Raw genomic sequence first — 7,101 nt, 5'->3', positions numbered from 1 at the left:
CCTCGGCCCTCCACCTGATGGAGGCCCCATGACCCCCGCTCCCCAGCAGCCCCGGCCGATTCAGGCCGCAGGCGCCCGACGCCACCCCCCCACCACGCACCCCGACAAATTAATACGTCCAAAAATATCCCCGCCGGAGGCTCCCGCCCGCCAAACCAACGCCGCGCCTGACAGATCAGGGCACCCGGCATCCACCGGTCTTTTTCTGCTCTCAAGTATCCCAGCCGGAGGCTCCGCCCGTCGCGCATCATTGCTGGGCTCCCGGTCACCCGCTCGCCACTTGAAGGCGCGCCAAGGGCGGCTGCAATGACCGCCCCCGCCATCCTCCCCTCCCGCGGCCTGCCAGACCGCCTGACCGGCCTGTTCTGGCGCAAACCGAACCTCCTCCTCATCCTCCTGATCACCCCGCCGCTTCTCTGGCTCGGGCTGATCTACCTCGGCTCCCTCGCCGCCCTCCTGTTGCAGTCCTTCTATTCGATCGACGAATTTTCCGGTGTGGTGAACAAGGAATTCACCCTGAAAACCTACGCCGAACTGTTCCGCGCCCAGAACCTCGACATCATCCTGCGCACCCTCCTGATGTCCGCCGCCGTCACCGTCGCCTGCGCCATCCTCGCCTTCCCGATCGCCTATTACGCCGCCCGCTTTGCCAAGGGTCGCTGGAAAGCCGCCTTCTACCTCGGCGTCATGCTGCCCTTGTGGTCGAGCTACCTCGTCAAGGTCTACGCCTGGAAACTGATCCTAGCCAAGGAAGGCATCCTGACCTGGGCCACCGACGCCACTGGCACCGGCTTTCTGATCTCCGGCCTTCTGTCGATCCCCGGCCTTGGCGGCTCGTCGCTGTCCACCAGCTACATCGGCACCTTCCTCGTCTTCGTCTACGTCTGGCTCCCGTACATGATCCTGCCGATGCAGGCCTCGCTGGAACGTGTGCCCACCTCGATGCTCGAAGCGTCGGCTGACCTCGGCGCCACCCGGCGGCAAACCCTGCGCACCGTCATCCTCCCCCTCGCCCTCCCCGGCGTCATCGCGGGCTCCATCTTCACCTTCTCGCTGACCATGGGCGACTACATCATCCCCCAGATCGTCGGCAATTCCGCCCGCTTCATCGGCCTTGCGGTCTACCAGCAGCAGGGCACTGCCGGGAACATCCCCCTCGCCGCCGCCTTCGCCGTGGTGCCCATCGTCATCATGGTGATCTACCTCATGCTTGCCAAACGCGCGGGGGCCTTCGATGCTCTCTGACCGTCCCACCTTTGGCCTGAAAGCCGCCGCCCTCGGGGGCCTTCTGTTCCTGCACCTGCCGATCCTGTTGATTTTCCTCTACGCCTTCACCACCGAGGAGCGTACCTACCAGTTCCCGCCCCCCGGCCTGACCACCGAATGGTTCGCCGTCGCCTGGAACCGCGCCGACATCTGGCCCCCCCTCTGGCTCTCGCTGAAGGTGGCCTGCATCGCCACCCTCCTTGCCATGATCCTCGGCACCCTCGTCGCCGCTGCCATGGCCCGCGCCAGGTTCTTCGGACGCGAGCAGATCTCGCTCCTCATCATCCTGCCCATCGCCCTTCCCGGCATCATCACCGGCATGTCGCTGCGCTCCGCCTTCGCCGTCATGGACATCCCGTTTTCGATCTGGACGATCATGCTGGGTCACGCCACCTTCTGCATCGTCATCGTCTACAACAACGCCGTCGCCCGCTTTCGCCGCCTGTCGGGTGGCATCCTCGAAGCCTCCGCAGACCTCGGCGCCAATGCCTTCCAGACCTTCCGCCACATCCTGTTGCCCAACCTCGGCTCCGCCCTCCTCGCCGGCGGCATGCTCGCCTTCGCGCTGTCGTTCGACGAGGTTATCGTCACCACCTTCACCGCGGGCTCCGGCATCGATGCGAAAACCCTGCCGATCTGGATGCTGGACGAGCTGATCCGCCCGCGCCAGCGCCCGGTCACCAACGTCGTGGCCATCCTCGTCTTCGCCGCCACCTTCTTCCCGATCCTCATCGCCTATTACCTCACCCGCGGCGGGTCTGACACCGCCGGGGGTGGCAAATAAGGGAGACACCCATGGACACCCTGACCCAGATCGACACCGCCCTCCTGATCGGCTCCACCTTCGAATCCGGCACCGAAGCGCGCGAACAGATCCTCAACCCTCGCACCGGCGCGCTGATACTGGAGGTGCCTGAGGCCTCCACCGCCCAGGTTGACCGCGCCGTCGCGGCAGCCCGCAAGGCCTTCACGCACTGGTCCCGCACCACCCCCTCCGAACGCTCCGCCGCCCTTCTGCGCATCGCCGACCGGATCGAGGCCGAAGCCGCCGACTTCGCCGCCTTGGAGGCGCTGAACTGCGGCAAGCCGATCAACGCCGCCCTGAACGACGAGATCCCCGCCATCGTCGATTGTTATCGCTTCTTTGCCGGGGCGGTGCGCTGCCAGACCGGCGCGCTGGCCGGGGAATACCTCGCTGGGCACACCTCGATGATCCGCCGCGATCCGGTCGGTGTCATCGCCTCCATCGCGCCGTGGAACTACCCCCTCATGATGATGGCGTGGAAGCTGGGGCCAAGCGTTGGCGGCGGCAATTGCGTGGTCTTCAAACCCTCCGAACAGACCCCGCTCACCGCGCTCAAAATGGCCCGCATCCTGGCCGAAGAACTGCCCGAAGGTGTGGTGTCCGTCATCACCGGGCGCGGCCATACCGTGGGCAGCTACCTGATCAACCATCCGGGCATCGACATGATCTCCCTTACCGGCGATGTGGCGACGGGCAAAAAGATGCTGGATGCCGCCGCCAAAACCGTGAAACGCACCCATCTGGAACTCGGCGGCAAGGCCCCGGTTCTGGTGTTCGATGACGCCGATGTGGCCGAGGTCGTCGATGGCCTGCGCGCCTTCGGCTACTACAACGCCGGGCAGGATTGCACCGCCGCCTGCCGTATCTATGCCGGCAAAAAGGTCTATGACCGGCTGGTGGCCGACCTGAGTTCCGCCGTCTCCACCATCACCCTCGGCGCGGCAGACGACACCACCAACGAAATCGGCCCCCTGATCTCGTTGCGCCAACGCGACCGCGTCGCCAGCTTCGTCAACCGCGCCCGCGAGGTCCCGCATATCGAGATCACGACGGGCGGCGAGGTGATGACTGACGGCTTCTACTACCGCCCCACCGTCGTGGCGGGAGCCCGGCAGGACGATGAAATCGTCCGCCGCGAAGTCTTTGGCCCTGTGGTATCCATCACCCCCTTCACCGACGTGGACCAAGCCATCAGTTGGGCCAACGACAGCGACTACGGCCTCGCCTCATCCGTCTGGACCCGCGACGTCGGCCGCGCCATGGCCACCGCCGCGCGGCTCCGATACGGCTGCACCTGGGTGAACACGCATTTCATGCTGGTCAACGAGATGCCGCACGGCGGGTTGAAGCAGAGCGGCTACGGCAAGGACATGTCAGCGTATGCGCTGGAGGATTACACGGTCGTGCGGCATGTGATGGTGAAGCATGGGTGAGGGGGCGGTCGCGCCCGACTTGAAATCTGTCCGCAAATTGCGTACATGTGCGTCGTGCCATAAAGAGCATTTTGAGTCGGCTTCACCTGTGAATTGGCCCGCTCATGTGGATGGTGAACCTTGCAGGGGGTTCATTTGCAGGACACTGAGGGTGGTTTCCGACCCTTAAAGCTAAGGAAACGCTGCTACTGCGAGCACAAATCTAGCGCACGGTTCCTACACGGGAGCCGTGCGTTTTCGTTCCTGAGAATGCTGTGACGACGGACCAGATCGCAAACTCGCGTTGCTCTCGGAACTCCAAGACCGCCGTTCCCGCCGATGATCTTACCGCTACGAGACGCGTTTGGCGAAGGGTTGCACCCTCAAAATAGAGCGGTGTCCCCGAACGAATGATCAGGGAGACGTAACGGGGCACGTCTTCCCCTCGGCTTAGTCCGATCCTCGCCATTTCCTTGGAATGTTCCGCCCAGATATGCGCAGCGCCAAATCCCCTGTTCGGCCCTAAATGGCGGCCTGTAGGAAGCAAGATCGGGCTTGGTGGATAGATGATTCCAGCAAGGCGCAGCTCGGGGACGGTTGCGAAAACCTGGGTCCCTGTCGATGGGCACGTAAGGGGTGTAAAGGACATCTCCGAGTTTTCAGCGCGGCTTCAGACCTTGAAGCCTTCGCCAACTTGCGTCCCCCGGTCGCTTCACTTCCCAGTACATCCATCCATTCAAGCTAGGACTCGTGCCGTCCTTCGTGACGACAGATGAACCTGCAGCATCGGAAGGGCTCTTGTAAGTTTGGCCATTGACCAGCCACCTTCCCTGCTCAATGACGCCGCGCACGATCTGCCCAGCGTACTCCATGCGTACTTCGGTCCCGTGGGGGAGGCTAACGCCCTTCCAGTACCAAGGGTCACCGTCTGATCTGGTCTTTCCTAATGAAGCAACCGCTGCGAACTGCATGGCGTCATCGGTCTCAGGTAGCTTTAGAAGTCGGCGAAGAGCCTCATTCTCGGGCTCGTCGAAGTCACGGCGCTCCAGTTCGATCAAACGATGGACCGCGAAGTCAATCTCAATGGTTTTCATAGGCATCGCAATCTCCTGAATGAGTTCGCGCAACATGCCCATCGATGTACTCAATGTCAAGCCTTTAAGGCTTAAAGTTGCTAAACATGAGACTCAATTCTCAAGAGACCATTAAACTGCTCTTCTAGCCCCTTGATTCCAAACGGCTCACACCCCTGTCCACGCGTGGACATCACGCCGGAACCGGCACCCCGCCCCCGAAACGGATGCCCTTGCGGCCTTCCTTCACATACCGCCCATAGCCAAGGTCCGCAGCCTCGATCTCGGTCCGCCGACCCGACACGATATCGGCCAGCACCCGCCCCGACCCCGCAGCCATCGTCCACCCCAAAGTCCCATGCCCGGTGTTCAGGAAAAGGTTCGAAACCGAAGACCGCCCCACCACCGGCGTCCCGTCGGGCGTCATCGGCCTGAGGCCGCACCAGAACGAAGCGCGGGCCTGATCCCCCGCCCCGCCGAACAGATCCTCCACCGAATGCTCCAGCGTCGCCCGCCGCCTCGGGTTCAGCGACAGGTCGAACCCGGCAATCTCGGCCATGCCACCCACCCGGATCCGATCGCCCAGCCGGGTGATCGCGATCTTGTGGGTCTCGTCCATCACCGTCGAAACCGGGGCGCGGGCCTCGTCGACCAGCGGCACCGTGATCGAATAGCCTTTCACCGGATAGACCGGCAGCTGGATCCCCAATGGCGCCACCAGCATCGGTGAATAGGACCCCAACGCCACCACGAACGCATCCCCGACAACCCGCCCTTCTGAGGTATGCACGGCCACGATCCGCCCCGCTTCCGCCTCCAGCCGGTCGATCCCAACGCCGTAGCGAAAGGTCACCACCGCCGCCGCAGCCATCTCCGACAGTCGCGAGGTGAACTTGAAGCAATCCCCCGTCTCATCCCCCGGCAGCCGCAACCCGCCGGCAATCTTTCCCCGCGCCGTTGCCAACCCTGGCTCCGCCCTTACACAGGCATCGGCGTCCAGCACCTCGAACGGAACCCCATCAGCCCGCAAAACCGCGATGTCCTTCGCCGCCGCGGCAACCTGCTTTTCGGTGCGGAACAGTTGCAGCGTCCCTTGCGTCCGCTCGTCATAGGAGATCCCGGCTTCCGCACGCAGATCAATCAGACAATCGCGCGAATACTCCGCCAGCCGCACCATCCGGCTTTTGTTCACCGCATAGGCGCCGGCCGTGCAGTTCATCAGCATCCGCGCCATCCAGGACAGCTTCACCAGGTCGAACTTTGGCTGGATGATCAGCGGCGCGTGCTTCATGAACATCCACTTCAACGCCTTGAGCGGAATCCCCGGTGCTGCCCAAGGCGAGGCGTAGCCGGGGCTGATCTCGCCTGCGTTGGCAAAGCTTGTCTCCAGTGCTGGGGCAGGTTGACGGTCGATCACCGTCACCTCATGCCCCGCCTGCGCCAGATACCAGGCCGAAGTTACGCCGATCACGCCCGCGCCAAGAACCACAACTTTCATATTTCCACCCGTCAGCCATTGCCCACATTGTCCGCAAGATATGCAATCCGACGCGGGATATCTTGGGAAAGATGGGCGCCTACAGCCTCAATGTTGGTGAGATCGTGCACATATTGCGCATTGCTTCGAATATTCTTGCGCGCATAGTTGAAAACGCGCTAACTTCCTTCTCCTGCGCACGCCAGATCACGGCTTCGGCACAACACCGCGACTTCGCCGCCGATGGGGGTGCAACCGGCCCGACAGGTCGCTATATTCCGGGGATGAACCGCCGTACCGCCTTTTTGGCCCCGTTTTTTCTTGCCGCTTTCACGCTTCCGGCGCTGGCCGAGAAGATTCCGTTGGCAACCCTGTCCGAATATCTGAACAGCCTCACCACGCTGGAGGCGGATTTCACTCAGGTGAATTCGGATGGCACCATCGCCACCGGCAAGATCTTTATCAAACGTCCCGGCCGGGTGCGGTTCGAATATGCCCCACCAGATCGCAGCCTGGTGATCGCGGGCGGCCAGCAGGTGGCGATCTTTGATGCCAAGTCGAACCAGCCACCCGAGCAATATCCGCTGAAGCGCACGCCGTTGAACCTGATTCTGGCCGAGAACATCGACCTTGGCCGCGCCAAGATGGTGGTTGGCCATTCCGAAGACGGCACCTCGACCCGGGTTCTGGCGCAAGACCCGGAGAACCCGGATTACGGCACGATCGAGTTGGTGTTCACCGCCGATCCAGTGGAATTGCGGCAATGGGTAATCACCGATGATCTGGGTTCGCAAACCACGGTGATTCTTGGCGAAACAAAGAAGGGTGGCAACCTTGGTGCCACCCTGTTCGACATTACCGCCGAAGCCCAGAAACGCGGCAACTGACCGGTCAGCGGCAATACTGCAGCTGATCGCGGTACATTTCGGACCGCGCGCCAACAGCCGCCGCAACCTCTACCAGCCAGGGCTTGCCCAGATAACTCTGGCTGGCATAGCCGGTGCGCCCCTCGTGATAGGCAAGGTACTGCGCTTCGGCATCGCTCTTCGAGATGCCAAGCGACTGGCT

Annotated in this window: 6 protein-coding genes and 1 pseudogene; 4 read left to right on the top strand and 3 right to left on the bottom strand. The window is 62.7% G+C overall.

Annotated elements, in window-relative coordinates:
- The first annotated feature begins 306 nt into the window (after positions 1 to 306).
- From RMO18_RS16330 to RMO18_RS16320, 3 genes are read left to right on the top strand one after another with little or no spacing between them, the layout of a single operon-like run.
- Positions 307 to 1,245, top strand: coding sequence for an ABC transporter permease (locus RMO18_RS16330; RefSeq protein ID WP_309667329.1), 939 nt, complete (start codon positions 307 to 309; stop codon positions 1,243 to 1,245).
- On the top strand, positions 1,235 to 2,050 hold the full coding sequence (locus RMO18_RS16325) for an ABC transporter permease (RefSeq protein WP_309667327.1): 816 nt from the start codon (positions 1,235 to 1,237) through the stop codon (positions 2,048 to 2,050). Before RMO18_RS16330 ends, RMO18_RS16325 begins: the two co-directional genes overlap by 11 nt.
- Positions 2,051 to 2,061: 11 nt before the next feature.
- A complete protein-coding gene (locus RMO18_RS16320; protein ID WP_309667325.1) occupies positions 2,062 to 3,504 on the top strand; it encodes a gamma-aminobutyraldehyde dehydrogenase in 1,443 nt (480 codons plus the stop codon).
- Between the two features lie 638 nt (positions 3,505 to 4,142).
- Here the strand turns inward: RMO18_RS16320 and RMO18_RS16315 are convergent.
- Complete coding sequence (locus tag RMO18_RS16315) at positions 4,143 to 4,619, bottom strand: hypothetical protein (protein WP_309667323.1); 477 nt, start codon at positions 4,617 to 4,619, stop codon at positions 4,143 to 4,145.
- 130 nt (positions 4,620 to 4,749) lie between these two features.
- Complete coding sequence (locus RMO18_RS16310; protein WP_405054092.1) at positions 4,750 to 6,069, bottom strand: D-amino acid dehydrogenase; 1,320 nt, start codon at positions 6,067 to 6,069, stop codon at positions 4,750 to 4,752.
- A gap of 248 nt (positions 6,070 to 6,317) precedes the next feature.
- Here RMO18_RS16310 and RMO18_RS16305 point away from each other — a divergent pair, with 248 nt between their 5' ends.
- Positions 6,318 to 6,920: an outer membrane lipoprotein carrier protein LolA gene (locus tag RMO18_RS16305; RefSeq protein ID WP_309667330.1), complete on the top strand. Its 603-nt coding sequence runs from the start codon at positions 6,318 to 6,320 to the stop codon at positions 6,918 to 6,920.
- Between the two features lie 4 nt (positions 6,921 to 6,924).
- On the opposite strand, the pseudogene RMO18_RS16300 reads toward RMO18_RS16305, so the two are convergent.
- A pseudogene (locus tag RMO18_RS16300) lies at positions 6,925 to 7,101 on the bottom strand (lytic transglycosylase); the annotation flags it as partial.

Origin of the sequence: Tabrizicola sp. (genome assembly GCF_031377265.1) — a bacterium.
GTDB lineage: Bacteria > Pseudomonadota > Alphaproteobacteria > Rhodobacterales > Rhodobacteraceae > JAUYQR01.
The sequence above is the reverse complement of the archived record's forward strand: the minus strand, read 5'-3'. Positions and strand labels throughout refer to the sequence as shown.